The sequence below is a fragment of the Massilia sp. Masssp94 genome (assembly GCF_059491305.1).
The window spans coordinates 5,702,121-5,722,950 of the sequence record NZ_CP168501.1; the positions used below are offsets into that span (position 1 = coordinate 5,702,121).

At 64.3% G+C, this 20,830-nt stretch carries 10 protein-coding genes; 2 read left to right on the forward strand and 8 right to left on the reverse strand.

From position 1 onward, the window contains the following. Position 1: 1 nt before the first annotated feature. The 7 genes from ACEN9G_RS25330 to ACEN9G_RS25360 all read right to left on the reverse strand — a co-directional run bounded on the left by ACEN9G_RS25330 (position 2) and on the right by ACEN9G_RS25360 (position 15,135). Entirely contained in the window at positions 2-730 is a 729-nt protein-coding gene (locus tag ACEN9G_RS25330; RefSeq protein ID WP_413340220.1) for an ABC transporter ATP-binding protein, read from the reverse strand. Next, positions 727-2,511 carry a 4'-phosphopantetheinyl transferase superfamily protein gene (locus tag ACEN9G_RS25335; RefSeq protein ID WP_413340218.1) on the reverse strand — a complete coding sequence of 595 codons (1,785 nt, stop codon included), beginning with the start codon at positions 2,509-2,511 and terminating at the stop codon, positions 727-729. The genes ACEN9G_RS25330 and ACEN9G_RS25335 overlap by 4 nt, the downstream gene beginning before the upstream one ends. Next, complete coding sequence (locus ACEN9G_RS25340; protein ID WP_413340216.1) at positions 2,511-3,731, reverse strand: 3-oxoacyl-[acyl-carrier-protein] synthase III C-terminal domain-containing protein; 1,221 nt, start codon at positions 3,729-3,731, stop codon at positions 2,511-2,513. The genes ACEN9G_RS25335 and ACEN9G_RS25340 overlap by 1 nt, the downstream gene beginning before the upstream one ends. Before the next feature lie 11 nt (positions 3,732-3,742). After that, entirely contained in the window at positions 3,743-11,206 is a 7,464-nt protein-coding gene (locus ACEN9G_RS25345; RefSeq protein ID WP_483127141.1) for an SDR family NAD(P)-dependent oxidoreductase, read from the reverse strand. A gap of 33 nt (positions 11,207-11,239) precedes the next feature. Then, the gene (locus ACEN9G_RS25350) at positions 11,240-12,052 is read right to left on the reverse strand and encodes an AMP-binding protein (RefSeq protein WP_413339393.1); all 813 of its coding nucleotides are present in this window, start codon (positions 12,050-12,052) and stop codon (positions 11,240-11,242) included. 57 nt (positions 12,053-12,109) lie between these two features. Continuing rightward, complete coding sequence (locus ACEN9G_RS25355; protein WP_483127142.1) at positions 12,110-12,898, reverse strand: GAF domain-containing protein; 789 nt, start codon at positions 12,896-12,898, stop codon at positions 12,110-12,112. A gap of 1,013 nt (positions 12,899-13,911) precedes the next feature. Continuing rightward, the gene (locus ACEN9G_RS25360; RefSeq protein WP_483127143.1) at positions 13,912-15,135 is read right to left on the reverse strand and encodes a 3-oxoacyl-[acyl-carrier-protein] synthase III C-terminal domain-containing protein; all 1,224 of its coding nucleotides are present in this window, start codon (positions 15,133-15,135) and stop codon (positions 13,912-13,914) included. 470 nt (positions 15,136-15,605) lie between these two features. Here ACEN9G_RS25360 and ACEN9G_RS25365 point away from each other — a divergent pair, with 470 nt between their 5' ends. Further along, positions 15,606-17,084 (forward strand): SGNH/GDSL hydrolase family protein, encoded by a 1,479-nt coding sequence (locus ACEN9G_RS25365; RefSeq protein WP_413339387.1) that lies wholly within the window; start codon positions 15,606-15,608, stop codon positions 17,082-17,084. A 146-nt stretch (positions 17,085-17,230) separates the two neighbouring features. Further along, a complete protein-coding gene (locus ACEN9G_RS25370) occupies positions 17,231-18,841 on the forward strand; it encodes a histidine kinase N-terminal 7TM domain-containing diguanylate cyclase (RefSeq protein ID WP_413339385.1) in 1,611 nt (536 codons plus the stop codon). Between the two features lie 19 nt (positions 18,842-18,860). Here ACEN9G_RS25370 and ACEN9G_RS25375 read toward each other — a convergent pair whose 3' ends face one another. After that, a complete protein-coding gene (locus ACEN9G_RS25375) occupies positions 18,861-20,786 on the reverse strand; it encodes an outer membrane protein assembly factor BamB family protein (protein ID WP_413339383.1) in 1,926 nt (641 codons plus the stop codon). Between the last annotated feature and the right edge of the window lie 44 nt (positions 20,787-20,830).

The window sequence follows — 20,830 nt, forward strand, 5'->3', positions numbered from 1 at the left end:
ATTAACCTCGGTTGGCAAAGGAGGTAATGTGGTTCCTGCGGTCGTCCTGCACCATGCCGTCATGCAGGACGATCTGCCGGTCGACCCGCTCCAGCAGGCGCTGGTCGTGGGTCGAGAACACGAACGCCGTTCCCTCGGTATGGCTGATCGAGCGCATCAATGCGATGACCTTGAGCGCATTGTCGGAGTCGAGGTTGGCGGTCGGCTCGTCGGCAACCACGAGCATCGGCGCGCCGACCAGTGCCCGGGCGATGGCGACCCGTTGCTGCTGGCCGCCCGAGAGCTTGGCCGGGCGATGGGCCAGATGGTGCTCCAGGCCCATGTCGGTGAGCCGTTTCAGCGCGATATTCCGCGCTTCGCGTGCTGTCGCCTGTCCGACCTGAAGCGGCAGCATGACGTTCTCCAGGGCCGAGAGTACCGGGATCAGATTGAAGCTCTGGAACACGAAGCCGATGGCGCGGTTGCGCAACGCGCTGCAATGATCGTCCGACAATGCGGCCGCGTCCTGGCCCTGGAACAGCACGCTCCCCGAGGTGGGCGTATCCAGCAGGCCGCACAGATTGCAGAACGTGGATTTTCCCGATCCGGAGGGACCCCAGACGGCCACGAATTCCCCGGGGACGATCGAGACGTTGATCGCCTTGAGTGCGTCGATGCGGTTCTCTCCAAGCTCGTACTGCTTGTGTACATTCCGCATCTCGATGAGTGCCGGAACAGCGCTGACGGTCATGATTGCTCCTTGTTGTCGTGCGTGGGCACGGGACTGTCGATCGCCACGATGAAGTCGCCGTCACGCAGCGTCCTGACATCGGCGCACGCGCCGTCCGGTACGTGGCGCATGCGCAGGCCGTGGTCGTCCGCCCATGCGCACGCTTCGACATCCCGGGCCGGACGATGGAGGCCGAGGCCAAGGCGCTTGCCGAACGCTTCCTTGGCACACCACAGGCGGGTGATCCAGGCGGCTCGTTCCGGGGCGCCGTATGCCGCCAGTTGCCGCCGCTCGCCTTCGGTCGTGAAACTCGCCAGCCAATGCGCATCGTGCTCGGCGACGCGCTCGATATCGATGCCGACCGGTGCGCCGGCCGCGATGGCAACCGCGACTCCATGGCTGTGCGCGATACTGATGCGCGGGACGGGCGTCGGGGCCGGCCAGGAGGCGACGACGGGCTGGCCATGCGGATCGTTGCGGATGGCGAACGCCGCGGGATGCAGGTCCAGGTCCGCGTTGGCCGTGCGTGCGCTCCAGGCGCGCGCCGCGTCCTTGGCCGCGACGCGCCCAAGGAGCCATTCGAGCTGACGCTGCGGGTAGTGGGCCTTCGCGTCGAACTCGATCATTTCCTCGGCCCGCAGGTAGTGACGTGCCAGCAGGGCGAGGTCGAAACCGGCGATGGTCTGCGCCGCCAGCCATTGGTAACCGATGTCGCGATCGGGGCCGGCCAGCGACCGGGTCTCGCTGAGCAGGCACCGGCTCGGGTGGCGTTGCAGGGCCACGAGTTCCGGCGCCCATTTGAATTGCCAGGACCGCCAGCCGGCGACGCGGAGCCAGGCGCCGCCCGCGCCGTCGCCGATCTCGACGTCCGCGCTGATCATCTTCAACTGGCGTCCCGTGATCCTGATCGTGACGGGCAGGATGCTGCCTGCGGCCGGCGTCGGGCCATGGAAGTCGAGCCGCCCCAGACCGACAGGGAAGGCGGAGCTGCCGTCCTGCATGCTCCAGACGGCAATGAGCTGGCCGATGGTGTCCAGCAGTCCCGGGTCGCACAGCAGTTGCGGTTGGTCCGAGAAGGTGAACCAGTCCTGCGTGGGCCTGACCCGCAATTGCCCATGCAACCCGTCGGGGCCGACGTGCAGCGGTCCGTGCAGGCACTGGAACCGCGGTCCATGGAACAGGTGGCGGTCCGCATACAGTTGACCGGCGTCGACCGTGGTGCCGGTCGGCGGGAGGATGGATTGCGCTGGCGGCGGCGCCGCGTAACGCGTGCCGAGCAGTACCGTGGAAGCGATCATGCTCTCGTGCGCGGGCCCGGCCAGCACTTCCACCGCAATGCGTTTGTAATCGGCCTGCTCGTGCCCATGCTCGACCTGGCCCTTGACCGTCAACTCGAGTTCGCCGTTGTCCGACACCGCGATCCAGCGCCGGGCCGTGACGTTTTCGAAGCCGAGCAGGCCATAGCCGGGGGTAAGGCATGCCGCCGCCTCGGCCATCAGTTCGAGGCTGCCCGTCATGGGCACTACGGGATAGCATTCGCGGAGTGGCTTGACCCCCGGGGCATGGACGAAGTTATGGTCCGCCAGGAACAGGTCCGTGTCGAGCGCCAGCCGGCGCGCTACCGTGATGCTGGCGCCGGCCTGGTAGTCGAGGATCCGGTCGACGAACGGCAGGACCGGCGCCGGCTGCCGGGGCGCCGCGGTCCCGGTATCGTCGGCGGACGCCTGGTGGGCCGCTGCCTCGAACGCCCGGCCCACGAGCGGCGCGCTGCCCGAGACCAGGTAATGATTGGTGGGTGCCATCAGATCTTCTCCAGTACCAGTCCGCCGAGGGTGAGTCCCGGGCCGTAACCGAGGCAGACGACGCGCGTGCCGGGCGCAATGCCGGGTTCGTCGACGATGCCTTTCAGGATGTGGGGAATCGTGGCCGACGACATGTTTCCGTTCTCGCGCAGGACCGCCTTGGCGACGGCGACCTGGTCGTCCAGTAGCCCGAGTTCATCCTCGATGCGTTCGATGATCGTCGGCCCGCCCGGGTGGATCGCGAATACCAGGCCTGGCTTGGCCTGCTCGAAATCGATGCCGATCCGGCCCAGTAGGTCGTCGACGAACGCGTACACGTGGCGCCTGATGACGACCTCCACCATGTCCGACGTCGTTGTCCGGAACCGGTACGGGCCCGGGACCAGGGTCATGGCGTCCGCGGAATCGGGCAGCAGGCGTTCGTTGAACGCAAGGACGCGCAGCCCCGGCAATGCGTAGTCGCGTGCATGCGATGGGGTGCACAGCGAATAGTTGATGAAACCGTCGGCGTACAGCGACATCGCGGCAATGTTCGCGGCGCTGAACTCCTCGATGTCGTGGTGGCCGGACAGCAGTTCGGTATGCACGATATCCACGCGCTGCCTGGGCGACGCCGTGCCGTTCTGCCCCGATGCGAGGAAGCCATGCGCCATCTTTATCGCGGAGAAAGCGCCATGGCTGTCCACGTGATAGCAATGCGATACGCACGTGGAAAACCATTTCTTTTCCACGACCAGGCGCTCCAGCGGGCTCGGCGCCAGATAGCCCGTGGAGGTCACGTGAATCAGGTCATCCGGCGCAACCGCGGCGTCGCCATACATCTCGCCGAGGCAGTCGCCGACGATCTTCCCGTAATACTGGTGCCGGGTTTTCAGGTCCGCGCCTTTGGTATCCTCCGGGCCGGCGAAGAGTCGCAGGTGCGCGTGCTCGGGATCGGCCAGGAACATGTCGCCATCCATGATGCGGATGTCGGCCAGCTTCGGGAAAAAGACGAGTTGCCGCTGCCTGATCACGGCAGGCGGCACCGCATACTGTTCGAACTTGCCCTGCATGTCGGCCACGGCCTGTTGCTTGCCCTGCCGGGTGGTGATGCCGTGCAGCTTGCAATAGCTGCGTGCCATGGCATATGCGGACACCTCCAGGGCAAGCCGTTGAGGCACCGGCGTGGCGACCCTGACCGGGGTGAAATTGACCAGAACTGGATAGTCGTAGTTGTCCATTGCATGCTCCGCTAGTTCGTCAGCCGCAGGGTCGCGATCTGGCCGATGCTGGACGTAATCACGATTTCGGGCTGGCGACGGGGACCGTGCTCGAGCTCATCCAGGAAATGGCGCTGCCCGGTTGCAGGGGCGATCGGCTGGATCGAACGCGATGCATACAGCCGGCGCAGATCGTCGTTGACCATGCCCGCATCCCACGGCCCCCAGTTGATGGAAAGCGCGTGCAGGTGGGGCCAGGCATGGCTGAGCTGGTCCGCCAGCTTGTTCAATACCTCGTTCGCGGCACTGTAGTCGGCCTGGCCGATGTTCCCGAACCGACCGGCGACCGAGGACAGGAAGACGATGAAGCGCAGGGCGGCAAGGTCCAGCCGTGCCGCAAGCGTCAGCGCGGGCACGACTTTCGTATCGAACACCGAGTCGAAGGTGTCCACGGACTTGTTGAGTATCAGTTTGTCGCTGATCACACCCGCACCGTGGATGACGCCGTCGATCCTGCCCAGGCGCCGGTAGATCTCGTCGAGCAACGCGTTGAACGCCTCGTTGTCCCGCACATCCAGGCAGTGGTATTCCACCGTGCAGCCGCTGTTGCGGAAGGCCGCGAGGTTGGCCGCCATCTCGCGTTCCTTCAGGAGCTGCTTGAGTTCGGCTTCGACCGCCGCCGGCCTGACCTTCTGATGCCGTGACTGGAACCGTTCCGTCAGCAGTTGCCGCAACGCCTGCAGATCCGTCACGTCGCGTGTCAGCTCGTCCTCGTCGCCCGGCAACGGACTGCGGCCGACAAGGACGAGGTGCGGGTGATATTTATCCGCCAGCATGCGCGCAAGGTTCGCGGTAATCCCGTAGGCGCCGCCGGTCACGAGGACCACGGAACCGGGTTCGAGGGCGAATTCCCCGAGATTGTCATGCTCGCGTGCGCGCGGAACGAGATCGATGCGGTAGCGCCCGTCCTCGTCGAACCCCACCTCGATGTCGGGATTCGAACTGAACATCTCGCGCGCGATCCGGGCGGCGAGCTCCGCCGGATCGAGCGCCGGTGCGGCATCGATGCATTTCACCCGGACGTTGGCCCATTCCCGGGCGGCCGACTTCACGACGCCCAGCGTCCCGGCGCTGCCGGCCGCGGTATGCGCGCCACCAGCGAGGCCGAAGCGGCCATCGAACGACGTCACGTTGATCAACCGGCCGGCGCCGGCGTCGGCACTGCGCCGCAGGGCGGGGCCCAGCACTTTCAGGAGCATGAACAGTGCCCGCGCATCGTTCCTGTGGTCCCACGTCGGGCCACCCTCGTCGGCGCCCATCAGGTTGATCAGGGCCCCGGGCGGCGTCTCGTCCACCCGCAGCAGCTCGGCAAGCGGCGTCACGGCGTCGAGCGAGGAAAGGTCGACCTCGAGGCGCGACGCGTCGACGGCCCGCGTGAATGCGCCGGGCACGACGTGACGAACCTGGCAGCCTTGTTCCTCGAGCCGCTCGCGCAACGCGATCGCGAGGGGCGAGACCTTGCTGACCAGGACAATGGGGACGCCGCCCGGCCAGGCGATCGTCGTGTCCGCGTCCAGCGGTGCGTCGCATGCCTGGACGACATAGCTGAGCACGGGGTCGGACTCTGCCGGTGCAGCACGCGACTCCACTTCCTCATCCGGCGACGAAAGTGGAGCCGGCGCTTTTTTTGCCGGGCTCTCCGCTACAGTGGATTCCGCTTCGGGCGCAAGCAGGCGCTCGTACCACGCCACGACTTCACGCAAGGTCTTGAAGCCCGACAGCTCCTCGATCAGCTTTTCTTCGTCGCGATCGCCGACGAGGCTGTGGCGTTGCGACAGATTGCTGAAGATCTCGATGCGCTTGATCGAATCGATGCCGAGGTCCGCCTCCATATGCGCGTCCATGTCGAGCATGTCGACGGGGTAGCCGGTCCGTTCCGACACCGCTTTCAACAGCTCCGCCGAGAATTCGGCGGTCGATGCCGGCCTGGCTTCCTGAGGACTGCCGTGGGGCGCCGCCGACAGCGCTGTCATGGGAGCGGAAGAAGCGGCGAGCGGGACCGCGGCTGGCAGTTCGGGCAGGATGGGCGCCTGCGCGGGCTTGCCGATATGAATGGGGGACGGCGCGGCGCTCGCTGGCGCTGTCGCAAGGCCGGCCACGGTGGCCTGGGGGCGCGGTTCAGGCATGGGATTGACTGGCCGCGTCGACCCGACCGGCAGCACCAGCGGCGGCGCCACGAGGCGCGGACCGATGCCGGCCAGCTGTGCCTGCAGGTCGAGGAACTGGCGGAGGACGTGCTGCTGCTCGGTCTGGAATGCGAGCAGAGATTTCAACGTGTCGTGAAAGTCGCCCATGTCCGATGAGGACCCGGGAAATGCTGGCACTTGCATGGCTGCGTCGCCCGATAAATCGGCGGGCAGGGGTTCTCTGCTGGTCATTGTCGTTCTCCGATGAGTAGTTGTGGCGGTGTCTTGCGATACCTGCACCGGGCGCATGCCCGCCTGCATGTGGGCGGCGGGTACGGACGCAGGCGGTGCCGGGGGCGACGGCTGCGGAGGGGGCGTGCCGGGGCGCGCGGGCGAGGACCAGGGGACGGCCCGGCCGCCGTTCACGCGCCAGACCAACGGGCCGTGCTCGTGGCGCCGGCGCGCTTGCGCCAATGTCTCGTCGAGACCCTGCTCAGCCAGTCCTCGTCCTGAGAACCATTGCCCGAGGTTGATGGGCAATCCCCTGGCTTCCGCCTGCGCCAGCAGCTGTGCGAGTTGTTCCCAGCCGTTCCTTCCCGGGGCGTCGAGCGCAAGCACGCAGTGCGGACGCTCGCCGAGGATGCGACCGACCAGGCCCGTCAGCGTCAGGCCCGGCCCGCACTCGACGAACACATGTGCGCCTGCCGCGTACACCGCCTCGATCTGATCCGTGAAGCGGACCGGTTCGGAGATATGTCGCGCCAGCAGCGAGCGCATCTGGTCGGGTTCGGGCGGATAGGGGGCCGCGGTCAGGTTGGCATAGACTGGCACGCGGGGCGGCGCGAAAGCGACCGGGTTCAATTCATCGGCCAGGGCAGCTCCGGCCACCGCCATCTGCGGGCAATGGAATGCCGTGCTCACGGCGATCCGCCTGGTGCGCATGCCCTGCTGGACCAGGACCGGCAGCGCCGCCTCGATCGACTCCGGCGTACCGGCAATGATGGTCTGGTCGGGCGCATTCAGGTTGGCCACCGTGACTTGCAGACCGTGGCGGGCGATGGCCTCGTTCGCCCGGTCGCCATCCACGTCGAGGGCCGCCATGGCGCCGGCCGGGGCGCTCGTCGCGAGGCGACCGCGGGCGAGCGACAGGTGCAGCAAGGCCTCACGCGTGATCGCGCCGGCCGCGCAGAGCGCGACATATTCGCCATAGCTGTGCCCGGCAACGAAATCGGGACGCAAGCCATAACTGGTAAGAACGTCGAACGCGGCCATGTTGACCATGCCGAGCGCCGGCTGCGCGACCTCGGTGGCGTTCAGGGCTTGTTGCTGGGCATTGCGTTCGGCGTCGTCGAACGCCGGTCGCGGATAGATATAGTCGGCGATGGCGGGCTGGCCGGGATCGTTCGTTGCCGGCTGGGCGAAGCAGGCGTGCAGCGCGGGCAAGTCCGTGACGAGATCGCGCAACATGTTGATGCGCTGCGCCCCCTGGCCTGGAAACAGGAAGCAAACGCCGCCGGGTGCCTCGGTGCTCTCGCGGTAATGCAGGCCGCTCGCCGGATGGATGGGTGTCCTCGAATCGAACTGCGCCAGCGCGTGCGCCAGCCTGCGGCGCAGATCGTCGACGGAGCTGGCCACGACGACCAGGCGGCACGGCTGGCCGCCGTTCGCGCGGCGCAGCACGTGCTGCTCGCGGTACAGCGAAAAGGCCAGTTGCGCCAGGTCGACTTGAGGCGCGCGCTGCAGTTGCTCGAGCAGGTCCTTGACCGCTTGTTCGATGTCGGCGCGGCTGGCGCCGGTAAACGCGAACAGCTCGACGTTGCGGGGCTGCAGGCTGGTCCTGTCGGTCGGCCGGTACGCATTGGCGTACTCGGATAACACCGCGTGGAAATTCGTGCCGCCAAACCCGAAGGCGCTGACGCCGCAGTAGCGCGGGTGGGTGCGGCCGGCATGGAGCCAGGGGCGCGGTTCGCTGTTGACATAAAGGAAGGAGCCCGGTGCAGCGAGCCCCGCCACTGGCCGCTCTACGCCGAGCGTGGGCGGCAGGACGCGGTGATGGAGCGCGAGGGACGCCTTGATCAGGCCCGCGATGCCGGCCGTGACCTTGGTGTGTCCGATCATGGACTTGACGGAGCCGATCGCACACGCGGGCGCCGGCGCCGAACCCATCACGGTCGTGAGCGCGGCGATTTCCGACTTGTCGCCGAGCGCGGTACCCGTGCCGTGCGCTTCGATCAGCGTAACGAGGTGCGGGTCGACGCCGGCGTCCCTGTAGGCGCGCTCGAGTGCTGCAACCTGGCCTGGCGGATGTGGGGCAGTCAGGCTGCGGTGGCGGCCGTCGCTCGCGCTGCCGACGCCGTTGATGAGCGCATAGATGCGGTCGCCGTCACGCTCGGCATCGCTGAGGCGCTTGAGCACGATCGCCCCCACGCCTTCGCTGATTGCGATCCCGTCGGCGCTTTCGTCGAATGGGCGCGAACGTCCGCGCGGCGACAATGCGTGCGTCTGGGCGAAGCACATGAACCCCAGTGCGCTATTCGTGCAATCGACGCCGGCCACGAGCGCCACGTCGGCCTGGCCGTCGCGCAGCTGCCTGAAACCGACTTCGAGCGCGGCGAGCGAGGATGCGCAGGCCGCGTCGACCGTGAAGTTGCTGCCGCCGAGATCGAGCCGGTTGGCCACCCGTCCTGCGATGACGTTGCCGAGAATGCCGGGAAAACTGTCCTCGGTCCACTTCGGCAACTCCTTGTCGAACAGCGTATCGATGATGTGATCGCGGGTTTCCTGGGACAGCGACTCCACCCGTGCGAGATACAGCGGCAGTACGGTACGCAGGTTGTAGAGCGTGCCCAGGTCGTTCATGCCGCCGACGGCCACGATGCATGCCGTGCGGTCGCGTGCGAAGGGCCGCTGGTCCAGGCGCGCATCCTCGAGCGCCTGGCGGGCGACTTCGAGCGTAAGCAGCTGGGCCGGCTCGATCGAACCGAGCGTTGCCGGTGCGATACCGTAGCGCTGGGGGTCGAACGGCATGTCGTCCAGGAATCCCCCCCATTTCGAATACACTTTGTCGGCGACGCCGCGGCGCGCCTCGAACAACTGGGCGGCCGGCCAGCGGTCGTCACTCACTTCCCGGATGGCGTCGAGTGCGCGCATGATGTTGTGCCAATAGGCCTGCAGCCCCTGTGCCTTGGGAAAATGCGCTGCCATGCCGATGATGGCGATCGGTTCGCTGGCTGCCGCGGGCTCGGCGTCTTCGTTGCGCGGCACGTGTTCCTGCAGGAGCCGCATGCTCGCACCGGATACGGCGTCGTGCAGCTCCGCCAGGCTGCAGGTCTCGTCACGCAGCCGCGCGACATCGCCCAGCATGTACAGTCCGTCGCGTCGTTGTGCGTCTTCGTCGAGGGTAATGTAGCGCTGGCTTGCAGGCACATCCGGATCGCCGTTGCGCGCCACGCCTTTCGAGGCGATGCGCAGACGGCCGATGTTCATGAGCTCGAGCGCCATCAGTGTGTCTTCGTCTGACTTGCTTTCCAGGACGAGCTGGCGCCGCAGCGCCTCGAATTCGTCGCAGAATGCGGTCCTGGCGCAGCGGGTGTAGATACCGACGCCCGACTGCAGCAACGCGGTCTCCTTGCACTGCATGGCCTGGCGCTGGAATTCCCCGACGATCGCACCGCTTGCAACGATCTCGTGGGTGAACAGGTACGCGGTACCCATCAGCACACCGACCTTCATGCCCCGCGCGCTCAGTGGTGCGGCAATCAGCGCGACCATTGCCGCCGATAACGCGTCATGAACGCCGCCGGCAAACAGGACGTGCACGGCCTCCGGATCCTTGATGTCCGCGCTGGCCAGGATGCCGACCGCTTGTTCCCACAGCACGAAGCTGCTGCGCGGGCCCGTGTGCCCGCCGCATTCGCTGCCTTCGAACACGAAGCGCCGCATGCCGCTCCCGAGAAAACTGCGCAACAAGCCGGGTGACGGGACGTGCAGATAGGTGACCGTGCCGAGTTCTTCGAGCTCGCGGGCCTGGCCCGGACGGCCGCCGGCGATGATCGCGAACGGCGGCCTGATCTCGCGCAGCACCGCCAGCTGTTCCTCGCGTAGCTCGCGCGGTACGAATCCCAGGATGCCCACGCCCCAGGGCATCGTGCCCATCAGTTCGCGGGTCGTGCGCAGGAGGGCGGCGACCTCGGGACCGCGCAGCACCGCGAGAGCGACGAATGGCAAAGCGCCCGCCGCGGCGACATCCCTCGCGAATGGCGCGACGTCGCTCACGCGCGTCATCGGGCCCTGGGCGATCGGGAAGCGCGTGCCGTGGGATCGTGCGAGCGGGCCGTCGGGCTGCAGTGCCTGCAGGGTGTGCGCCTGCCGCAGCCGGTTTTCGATGGCGTCCCGGATCGCAGTGACGATGCGGCCGACCGTACCGAAGCGCGTTCCGAGGGGCTCCGCGAGACCGATGTCGGCCCCCGCCGGGATGATCGGGTCCCCGGCGTCGAGCAAGCCGTTCAACAGGGCGTCCTGCCATTCCTCGCCCTGTGCAACCATGCGTTCGATCTCGCGCTGGCGGACGCGTCCACTCCGGCTGAAGCAGCGATAAGGCGTGTCTTCGCTGCCGACCAGCGCAGTCTCGCTGCCGTCGATCCCTGACCACGCGATATTCGCGGGCGGGCAGGGTGCTTCGGCCGTCTGCCAGAGCTGTTCGCCGATGACGACACCGCGTGCGCCAGCCAGCATGACGGCCGCCGCCGTGTGCGGACCGATACCGCCCTGGATCCAGTAAGGAATTGCCAGCTTTCCCGCGCACTCCTGCGTCAGCATGAACGCCGAGCGGCGGCACACGTGGCCTCCCGCCTCATTGCCTTTGAGGACCACCCCGTCGAAGCCCGCGTCCTGCGCCGCCTGGGCCTCGGCAAGATCGCATGCTTCCAGCAGGACGGCGCGGGCGATTTTGCGCCCGGTCCTGGCTGCGGCACGAAGGTCCCCGGAACGCACGCCAGCCAACTGCAGGACGGGCGCGCGTGTTTCGAGGCCGATATCCCCCGCCAGGTGGTTGAGGACGTCATGCCTGGCCTGGAGCAGGTCGAATCGGAGTCCCCAATTCGTCGCCTGACTCGACCAACGTACGACTTCGGCAACGGCCGCCGCCATGTCGGCAGGTGGCGTCCTGATGCCGAGGTCGAGGATACCAAGCGCGCCCGCGCGGCTCGCTGCGATGGCAATCTGCGGCGCCAGCCGGAATTGCGGGCTGAGCGCGATAATCGTTGGTAGTTCAGTTTTTACCGCGTTTGACGCATTCATGAGGATCTCCACGGTGTCTCTTCAAATAGGCGGTTGACCGCCCGCTCAGGCATGAGGGATGACCATCAACGCCCCTTTGGAAAATACCTGCCAGAAATTCGTTGGATCATGGCGGACGCGTGAAGATCGGCCGCCCGTGGAACGGCGGGACCTGGCAGGTACCCGGGCCGGAAATGCCAACGATTGATGGGTGCGCATTGATATGCAGACGCCGCCGCCGGGCTCGCGATACACCAGCGCACATGCCGGCGTGCGCGCGTCGACCCTGGCCTCGTCCGGCCAGCCATGGGGCAAATGCATCGGTCCGTCGTCGCAACCCACCACCTGCAGCCTGCCGGCCTCCGGGCGCAGTGCTTCGGTGACGGGCACGAATAGGAACGGAGGCTCGAGGACATCGAACACCGCTGCTTCGAGCTGTGGGCCGAGGCCGGGATCGAACTTCACGTAAGCCGCCCCGGCTTTCAGGATCGCCAGGATTGCGCGCACCTCGGCGATCGAAGGTTCGAGTCTGACGATACAGAAGCATCCCGCGTGCAGGCCACGACGCTGCAAATACAGTGCGAGTTCGTCGGCCTGATGGTCGAGCTCACCATAGGTCAGCAGCTGGTTGCCTGCCTTGACTGCAGGCGCACCAGGGAATGTCTGGGCATTCACTTCAAAGCGGCGCTGCAAGGGAAGTGAATGCAGATTATTTATCGTCACGCATCCGTAATCCGATGGATGCAGTGCCCTGCATAATTTTCTGAGGATGTCTAATTCACTTCTATATTGCGGTGCAGTATACAAAGTGTCGTCATCGAGGAATAATGAAATATTACCCCGGGCCGGTATTCTTGCGAGTTCCAGTCCAACGTGCATTTCTCTCTCCCGGTCATTCCGTGGGCGGTTGGTTCACGACTCTACAGGACGGCTCTTTCATTGCTTGATGGCATGTTCTGGCACGAGTTGTTCTGGTGCGACTTGCACTGGCATGGGGGCGGCGAGCGGCAATTCTCCTGTTTGTTTTTTGTGCTTGACGCTGCGTTTCTTCAGGCTGTTGCTGAGTTCCGAAATCAGTTCCGTGGCCACGAAAATGATCTGATTGACACTGAGGCCGGTATGCAGCATCTCGCGATAGAAAGCGCGGGCCAGCATGCGCGCGAACTGGTTCGGATTTTGCATGATCCCATTCATTAACTGCTTGACTGCCGAGTCATTGGATTGGGCGATCGCCAATTGGGCAAATCTCGAGTTGAGAATATTCTGCAGTTGGATCACCTGAATGGACTTCGTCACCAGCGGTGTGAGAACACTGAAAAGTTGCAGGTCTTCTTCTTTGAATCCGCCCGGCTGCAATGAGAGTGATGCATGGATGACTCCAACGATTTTTCCTTGTAAAACAATCGCGGATACCATGCTTTCGGTAGTGCCGTGGACATCATAGGCGCGCTCCGGATCGGCGGAGGTCTCGCTGACGGTCGCTGCATAGATCACGGGTTTCTGATTCGCCAGCAGCTCGGGCAGTGGACCGAATTGAGGCCCGCTATCGAGTGGCGTCTGCGAAAGATCGCACTCGGCCAGGATCAAGATGCTGCAGCCTTTCGCGGAGAGTATTCGGGCAATGACCTCCGACAGGGCATCGAGACACTCCTTCATGCTCCCTTCGGGCGAGAAGCGAGAGAATTCTTCCCTTAACCGGGAAGCGGTCTTATCACTCAGCATCATGGCATCCTCATAAGATTATTCAGCATCCGACTTATACATCCTGATGATTATTATGTTTTCGATGGTGAATGACGTGGGGCGTGATTACTGTCGTTAATTGAATTCGTGCCGGCTGGCAATAGTTATTCTGGTGATTCCTGCTAACTACACTCATATGTCGTGCGTATGATTGTCGAATCCAGTGCGTGCGCGTGTAATCATTGCCATAAACCTTAATTAGACATTATCACCTGTCGAATGTGGCTGTTTGATTGCAGTCAAACCGGCGGATAAGCTCGGCCGCGCGTAAAGAGACGGCGGCGCGATATTCCAGGACATGTCGTGAAAGCACAACTTTGGTGCGTCGTGTTGGTAATAAGGCGGAAGAATATAACTATTTTTGCTGCGACGCACCATGCATTCGGAGATGACTTGATGGGGGCGGGTCGATGACTGGTTTCAGGTAATGCAGAGCTTGCCAAAAAGCGCAAATCCGGATATGCCATTCCATCCAGGCCGTTTAATGATTCAAGGAATCTAAGTTTAAAGAATTGAAATTATCCGAATGAACCGGCCGACCTTGTGAATTGCGCTTTGCCCGGATGAAGCATGGGATCGTTGAATTCGGCCTTGCGGGCAGTGTTTCGGGAAATTGCTCATTCGTGGACGCGAACGTGGAAGTGGGTTGTGCCTTGATGACCGATCGCTTTCGATCGTCAATGCCGGGCCGCCGCGGCAAGGACATCGGCGGGGCAGGGATCGGGCACGTCCATCGTTACGGGAAGCTGCGCACCTGGATAAGCGAACGGGGGGATGGTCCGTGCGGACCCGCCACAGATGCGCGCTGGTGGCGCCCGGTCGGCACGGCACCATGGTATGAAGCAGCTGGCGGTCTGGTGTGGGTTCTCGCGGCCTTCGACCGCCGCGCGTAGCGGTTGAAGTGGCGCGGCGATCGCCGATACCGTGGAGGTGCGCTTGGCCTTTTTACCGGAATAAGGAGACAGGATAGGTGACGTCTCCTTATTCCTCCGGACTCAGACTTTCTCCAGTATCAGGCCGGACACCGTCAACCCAGGTCCAAAACCCAGGCACAGCACGCGCGTTCCTGGCCGGATGGCTTTTTCGTCCAGAATCGCTTTCATTATGTGCGGAATGGTCGCAGAGGACATGTTGCCGTTTTCATGAAAGACCGACTTGCTGAACGAGACCTGATCTTCGCGCAGGCGCAGTTCGTTCTGGACATGCTCGACGATTTTCGGCCCCCCCGGGTGGATCGCGAACATCATCGAGTCCTTGTCGCGCTCGAAGTCCATGCCGATCCTGCGCATCAGGTCGGTGGCAAAAGCGTAGACATGCCGCTTGATCACAACCGGCACCATGACAGACAGGGTCACCTGGAACTGGTGGTCGGTCGGCATCATTGTGATCGCATCGGCGGCGTCGGGCAGGAGTTGCTCGTTCAGGGCGAGGATGCGCAAGCCCCGCAGGCCGTGCTCGCGCGCGTAACTCTCGGAGCACGCCGAATACTTGATGAAGCCGTCAGCAAACAATGTCATGGCGATGATGTTTTCGATACCGCTGTCCTCGATGTTGTGATGACCGGACAGGAGCTCGGTATGGACGATATCGATCCGCCGTTTGGGTGGAGCGGCACCGGTAAGCGACGAGGACAGGAAGCCGTGCGCCATTTTGATCGCGGGAAACGCTCCATAGCAGTGTTTATGGTAGCAATGGGTTACAGCGGTATCGAACCATTCCTTGTGTGCGACCACCCGTTCCACCGGGCTGGGTGCCAGGTAGCCGGAACTGGTCACATGGATCAGGTCGTCCGGTCCGGTCATCGTATCGCAGTACATGTCCGTGACGCAGTCGTTCACGATTCTTTCATAGCTGAGGTGGCGGGTTTTCAGGTCGGCCCCCTTCGTATCGTCGGGGCCGGCGAACAGGCGCAGATGCTCCTGCGTGGGTTCTGCCAGCACCACGTCACCATCGGAAATGCGGATATCGGTCACTTTTGGAAAGAAGACCAGCTGCCGCTGCCTGATCTGGTCGGACGAGACCGCGTATTTCGCGAATCGACTTCTCATGTCGGCCAACGCCTGGCGCTTGCCGTCCTTGGTCTCGATACCGTGCACCTTGCAATAGCCACGGGCAAGGCCGAATGCCGATAGCTCCAGCGCGAAACGTTGCGACACCGGTTTGGAGACCTGTATGGGTTTGAAATCGACCAACACCGGATTGACATCTGTATTCATCATGGCCTCCTTCTGCTCTCGGGGGATAACGCATTGATCAGGTCCAGGCCTCAGCTTATCGCCAAGTCCGCTGCATAAGGACGCGTATGCGATTTCGTTGATCCGACTCAAAGCTCAGCCATGGGATGTTTTGAAAAGAAATAACCCAGGATCAAAAAATGTTGCTTGCAAAAGTATCGGGTCATCCAACGCTCGGTCGGTTTTGTGTTGTGCGACGCAAAATGTGGGGCTTGAACAACGGTTTTCCGGACTCGGCGGAGGCGCCGCGCTTCGGTTCATGCGCGTGCCGTTCAGAGGGACAACGGGGATGGCGGGCCGGGGCGACGACGCGGTATGCGTTGTATTGCGATCGCAGCAATTTCGGCCAATCATTGATCAAACCAAAACCTTAGCAAGATTGAACGTGCAAGAGTGAGCGTTGTAAATTTTTCTTCTGAAAATTCTCATTATCAACTTTTATTGGGGAAAAAATAATGCGACAAATCAATCTTTCACTTGCACTGTTCGTCATGGCAGTCGTTTCCGGCTGCGGCGGCGGCGATTCCAGCAATACGACCACGGATGCCGGCTCGGTGGGCTCCACCCCGGGCGGAAGCGGCACCGCGAAACCGACATTCGCTGCCCAGGTGACGTTCGGCGACAGCCTGGTCGACGTCGGCAGCTATGCGGTCGGGGGCATTCAGGCATTGGGCGGCGGTAAATACACGATCAATGGAAACAATACGACGGTGAGCCCGGCCCTGGATGGGAAGAACTGGACCGAAGTCCTGGCGAGCCAGTTGAAACTGCCGGCACCGTGCGCGGCCCAGACCGGGCTGGAAGGCGACGCCGCCAAGGGTTTTTCCATACCGGTTACCAACCACGGCGGTTGTTTCGCCTATGCCCAGGGAGGCGCCCGCGTGAGCAACCCGGTGGGGCCCGGCAACAAGCAGACCGGATCCGCGCTGGGACTGCTGACGCTCCCCGTCGCGGCCCAGGTCGCGAACCATCTCGCCGCCAGCGGTGGGAAGTTCAAGGGCGACGAAATCGTCGTCGTCATGGCCGGCAGCGCGGATGCGCTTGCTGAACTGGACAAGTTGAAGGCGGATGCGACTGCAGCCGGCGAAGCTGCCGGCAAGGAGGCCGGCGACAGGGTGGCAAGGAGCGTGTTTGCGCTCTCGCTCACCGGCCAGTTGCTCAAGGCCGGCCTGAATTCCGTGAATGCATTGCGAGCGTCCGATGCATTGATTGCCGAGCTCGCGAACCCGAACCACACCCCCGACAGCCTGGCGCTGGTCCTGGTGGCGGCCTCGCTGCCGCATCCGGGCGATCCCCAGCCCCAACCGGGCGGCACGACGCCCGACTGGCCGTTCCTCATACCCCAGATGATCGCCACGGCGACGGCTGACGCCAAGGCCGCCGCGGCCCCGATTGCTGCCAGTGCCGCGGCGAAGGCCGGCGCCGACTATGCCGACGCAAACGGCCCGCGTGTCGTGGCCGCCATGACAAGCGCCGCGGCCGACCTCGCTGCACTGGTCAAGACCAGCATCGTCGGGAAGGGCGCGAAATATGTCGTGGTCAATAACCTTCCAGACCTGACGATCAGCCCATTCGCGCTAGCGCAGCCTGCGTCGTCCCAGGCACTGATCAAGACGATGGTCACCGCTTTCAACGACAGGCTCAAGGCTGACCTGGCCGGTCAGGCCGGCGTCCTGTTGATCGACGTCGCGAGCGTCAGCCGTGCCCACGCTGCCGACTCGAAATCCTTCGGCCTGACCAGCGTCACCACGCCGGCTTGCGGCCCCAACGCGCTCGGCGCCGTCCTGAATTCGCTTGTGTGCAATGCCAGTAATACGATCGGTGGCGACGTCAGTCATTTCATGTTTGCCGACGGCGTTTATCCGACGCCGTTCGAGCATTCGTTGATCGCCAAGTATGTAGCCGACCAGATGACCCTCAAAGGTTGGCTGTAGGGCCCGCGGCGGCGACGCTGGCCGCTTCGGCGGCCGCGTCGCTGCGTGACAGCTCGTGATGTTGTTCGCGGGTGACAAAACATAGTTCCACAAAGAAACATGTCGTAAGCCGATGCTAATATAGGCACCTGCTCATCCGCGCGATCATGCAAATCTTTAACTTCCTCCTGCTGGCCGGTGCCGTGACGGCGCTGTTCCTGGCCTCAGTCGCCTGGACCCGCCGTCACGCCCCCGGAGCGCCAGCGCTGCTGGCCATGCAGCTGAGCGCGGCCTGGTGGCTGACCTGCTACGCGCTGCCGTTCGCGCGCCTGTGGCCGGACGACGGGATGTTCCTGCGGATGCGCGTCATCTTCCCGGCCGTCGTCGCGATCGCGCCGCTCACGCTGGTCTTCGTGCTGAGCTACACGCGCGGCACGAACAAATGGCCCCGGTCGCGGCTCCTGGCGCTGGCCATCGTGCCTGGCGTCGTGGTCGCAGCCGCGCTGTCGCCACTGCACGACCTGTGCTTCGGGACCTGGCGCGGCGAGTCCACGGACAGCATTTTCCGGATGGGCCCCCTGTTCTGGGTCCATTCGTTGTACAGCTACGTAGTGGTCGCGAAGTCGGTGCTTGCCCTCGTGGCCGCGTACGACCGGGGATCGCGGCACGTGCGGCGGCAGACGCGCATCCTGCTGGGCGCACTGCTCGTCCCGATCATCTGCAACGTGACGTTCATCGCGGGCGTGTCCCCGCCGGATCTCGATCCCACCCCGATCGGCATGGTCGCGAGCGGCATCCTGGTGTCGCTGGCGATCTTCCGCCGCGGCCTGTTCGATCTCGTCGCCGTGGCGCGTGAAAAGATCGGCTCGGCCATCACCGACGGCTTCATCGTGATCGACGCCCAGCGGCGTGTCGTCGAAAGCAATGCGGCGCTCCGGCGCATGTTCGACATCGGCCAGCCGGTCAAGCCGGGCCGCCTGCTCGGCGAACAGCTGGCCGAGCTGGATGAACACGTGGCCCGCCTCGGCAATGCCCCGACGACGATGGAATTCGTGCATGGCGGTGCGCGGCATCTCGAACTGCGCACGTTCGCCATCGGCGACGATGACGGCAACACGATCGGCGCCGTCCTGATCGTACGCGACGTCACCGAAGCGCGGACGACGTCGCTCGCCCTCGAGCAGGCGAACGCGCAGCTCAAGGCCCAGCTGGACACCATCCAGTCGATGCAGGCGCAGTTGCAGGAGCAGGTCATTCGCGATCCCTTGACGGGGCTGTACAACCGCCTCTACCTGACGGACGCGCTGGCGCGCGAATTGACGTGCAGCGCGCGGACCCAGGGCTCGTTCGCGGTCGTCCTGATCGACGTCGATCACTTCAAGACGGTCAACGACGTGCACGGCCATGCGCTCGGCGACGCGATGCTGCGCGCGCTCGGCGCTTTGCTCCGGCAACAGGTCAGGCCGACCGATTCGCCATGCCGGTACGGCGGCGAAGAGTTCGTCGTCATCATGCGCGACGTGACGCTCGACCTGGCCATCGAACGCATCAACGAATTGCGGGTCGCGTTTTCCGCCCTGCGTTTCGCGTCCAACGGCGCCGATGTCGGCAGGTCGTTCTCGGCGGGCGTCGCGCTGTTTCCGCTGCACGGCCGCGACGAGGCGACCCTGCTGGCCGCAGCCGACGCGGCGTTGTATGCGGCCAAGGCCGCGGGCAGGAACCAGGTCTGCGCGGCGGCTGGGTGCGTTTCGAATCCTCGGCCCTTGTCGCTCGGCTGACGTTGCCCGCGGCTGCGCGTCAGCGCAGGTTGACCGCCGCCAGCTTGCCGGCGCTCGTCAGGATATACAAGACCCCGCGCTGCGAGATCGCCAGGTTGCCGCCCTGCGGATAGGTCCACACCACCTTGCGCGTGTTCAGGTCGACCGCCTGCGTCGCGGTGGACGAACTCACGAAGGCAAGGTTGCGCGTCACGATGACGTTCGAGAAGTCATTGTTGCCCAGGTCGACAGTCCACAACAGGTTTCCGTTCGCCGGTGCGTGTGCCTCGAGTGTGCGGCCGTTCGCGCCGAATGCGTACACGGTGCCGTTACCGTAGGCGGCCATGCCGAATGTGTAGCCGTCCAGCACCCACGCGCGCGTGTGGGTGGCCAGGTCGAACGCCATCAACTGTCCGGACGCGACGATCGCCTGTCCCGTACCGGTCAGGACCACCGGGGCGGCCGTGAAATAGGTGCTGTACGGGTAGGGCGCGCCGATGGCATAGGCGCTGCCGCCGTCGGCGGCGTCGAACACCTTCAGGATGTTGTCGGGTGTACTGTACGTGTAGACGAAACGGCCATCGGTGGCCGGGCTCCAGCCTTCCTCGACCGTCGAGGGGACCGTCCAGGCGAACTTGCCCTCCTGGTCGGCATATTTGGCGAGGCCGCCGTAGTAACCGTCGATCGAGTACACGTCGGTGCCGACTACGGTAGGGGCCGAGTAATTACTCCATTGCGAGCTCATCGCGGTTTGCTTGAGCAGCGCGCCCGTCGCCTGGGAATAGACCCACAGATAGGTGTCCTCGTGCCCGGTGGATGTGACGTAGACACGGCCGTTCGCCGCTGCCGGCGGGTTTACGTGGTTCAGGTTGGTGAGCTCGACGTTCCATGCGATCGTGCCCGAGTCCTCGGAGATCGCCAGCAGTTCCCATTGCGTGTTCACGCCCTGGCGGACGATGAATACCCGTCCGTTGTCGATGGCCGTCGATGCGTATCTGCTCTCGGAATTGACCGCACTGGACAGCTGCCAGCGGCGCGTGAACGTGGCGGGATCGAGGCTGGCGTCGACAAATCCCGTATGGGCCGCGTTGCCCTGGTACGTCGTCCAGCTGCCCAGCCCGTTCACCGGGGCGAGCGCGGACAGATTGGTTGGCGACTTCACGTTCACGGTGAGCGGCAGCGTCCACGGCGAGCCGGCCACGGGGCGTTGGCAGGTGCGTACGTCGTCATCGCACATGCGCAACTGCAGGTTACTGTTGTACGTGCCCACCGCGAGGGCGTTGCTGGTGGCGGTCGAGAGCGTGAACACGTAATGGCCGTCCGGCGCGAGCGTCATCTGGTCGGGCGGGGTCACGGTGAGGCTGGCGGGATCGAATACGCCGATACTGGCGACGCGCCTCGCGAGTTCCTTGTCCAGTTGTGCTTCGAAGGTGACGGTGGTCGCCTCGCCGGGATAGGTCGTCACGCTTAGGCTAGGCACCGACAGGGTCAGGCGCGCCGCCGCATCGGTCCTGGATTTGACCTGCACCGTCAGGGGCACGTGCCAGGGCGACCCGGGGAACGGTTTGGCACAGGTGAGCGGTGCATCCTCGCACACGCGCACCTCCAGCGAGGTGGTATGGGTGCCGGCGCTGAGGTTCGGGGCGGTACGGAGCGTGGCGACATAGGACATCGCCGAGGCGCCCGACACCGATACATCGGTCGTGACCACGCCTTTCGTGTCGATGATGCCGATGTTGAAGGACTGGGCAAAGGTGCGGCTCGACGTCGCCGTCACCGATACGGGCATGCTTTCTCCTTCGTACTGGCTGACGGTCGGTGCCGCCGGATCGAACGTAAGCCAGGCCCCGTCCGGATTGCTGGTCCCGGAACCGGACCCGCCGCCACCTCCCGAGCCGCCGCCGCCGCATGCGGCCAGCGTGAACGCGAGCGCGCACGCGAGCAAACCTCGCACATCTACCTTCATTACATTTCCTTGACTAGAATGATTGCAAAAACGACATTTTAATC

Excerpts from the sequence above, each read along its gene's own strand:
- ACEN9G_RS25360 (WP_483127143.1), bottom strand. The coding sequence starts at position 15,135 with ATGATGAATACAGATGTCAATCCGGTGTTGGTCGATTTCAAACCCATA.
- ACEN9G_RS25350 (WP_413339393.1), bottom strand. The coding sequence starts at position 12,052 with ATGCACGTTGGACTGGAACTCGCAAGAATACCGGCCCGGGGTAATATT.
- ACEN9G_RS25365 (WP_413339387.1), top strand. The coding sequence starts at position 15,606 with ATGCGACAAATCAATCTTTCACTTGCACTGTTCGTCATGGCAGTCGTT.
- ACEN9G_RS25340 (WP_413340216.1), bottom strand. The coding sequence starts at position 3,731 with ATGGACAACTACGACTATCCAGTTCTGGTCAATTTCACCCCGGTCAGG.
- ACEN9G_RS25375 (WP_413339383.1), bottom strand. The coding sequence starts at position 20,786 with ATGAAGGTAGATGTGCGAGGTTTGCTCGCGTGCGCGCTCGCGTTCACG.
- ACEN9G_RS25330 (WP_413340220.1), bottom strand. The coding sequence starts at position 730 with ATGACCGTCAGCGCTGTTCCGGCACTCATCGAGATGCGGAATGTACAC.
- ACEN9G_RS25335 (WP_413340218.1), bottom strand. The coding sequence starts at position 2,511 with ATGGCACCCACCAATCATTACCTGGTCTCGGGCAGCGCGCCGCTCGTG.
- ACEN9G_RS25355 (WP_483127142.1), bottom strand. The coding sequence starts at position 12,898 with ATGATGCTGAGTGATAAGACCGCTTCCCGGTTAAGGGAAGAATTCTCT.
- ACEN9G_RS25370 (WP_413339385.1), top strand. The coding sequence starts at position 17,231 with ATGCAAATCTTTAACTTCCTCCTGCTGGCCGGTGCCGTGACGGCGCTG.